2 protein-coding genes are annotated in these 820 nt (G+C 45.7%); one reads left to right on the top strand and one right to left on the bottom strand.

Translation table 11 applies throughout. The features are described 5' to 3' along the window. A partial coding sequence (locus R7Q46_RS26155) for an efflux RND transporter periplasmic adaptor subunit (protein ID WP_411978773.1) occupies positions 1-435 on the top strand: 435 nt, incomplete at its 5' end. 88 nt (positions 436-523) lie between these two features. On the opposite strand, the gene R7Q46_RS26150 is transcribed toward R7Q46_RS26155, so the two are convergent. Beyond that, on the bottom strand, positions 524-820 hold a 297-nt coding region (locus R7Q46_RS26150), incomplete at its 5' end, for an endonuclease/exonuclease/phosphatase family protein (protein ID WP_318078080.1).

The following is an 820-nucleotide window of genomic DNA, read 5'->3' as shown; positions in this document are numbered from 1 at the left end:
CTTTTATCAATGTACAATCCAAACTCGTTGGAAATAGAGGTGAACTTTGCTGAGTCTGTCATGCCTTATGTGACTTATGATAAAGAAGTGGACGTTGTTTTTCCGTCTTACAACCTCAACGCGCAAGCGGCTGTAAAAGAAGTGACGCCGTCGGCAGATGCCAACTCGCGCAGTTATACCGTAAAGCTTCAATTTGAGCCGCCAACGGCTATCTATCCAGGTACATACGCCAAAGTCGCGTTGACCTTGACCGACGATGTTGTACTTCGCGTGCCAAAAGAGGCGGTTTACCAAGTTGGCCAATTGGACTACGTAAAAGTGGTCCAAGACAGCGGTGAGGTAGAAACTCGGCTTATTCAGCTTGGAGAGTTGGGGAGAGTGCGAACGGGGTTGAAGCAGGGTGACGTAGTGCTGCTGAATCCAAGAGCGCTTTGATAGAACGGTTTCTCTTGTTAACTAGTTAAAAGTCTATCTAGCAAACAACATAAAATAGCCCAGCATCATGCTGGGCTATTTTGTTCGTTCAGTTAAGCGTTACCGTTGCGTTTACAGGGCAATGGTCACTCAGTTTGTAATCCAAAACATCTTGTGAGCTGAACAGCGTTTGATGCGCGTTTTTCGCTTTTATTTGCGGGCTAACAATAATGTGATCAATAAAAGAGCGGAATTGGTGTGTTTTGCTTGGGTTTTGATTTGAGCGAACCTTGCAATCGGCTTGATTATCTCGCGTTACCAATTGTGCATCGTTACCGAGCGTCATGATCGCCCACAACCAATCACGTTGATACGACAAGTTGTGATTGAAATCGCCCATTACGGC

This window comes from Vibrio sp. 811 (assembly GCF_033339195.1).
Note: the sequence above shows the minus strand (reverse complement) of the source record. Positions and strands in the feature narration are given on the sequence as shown.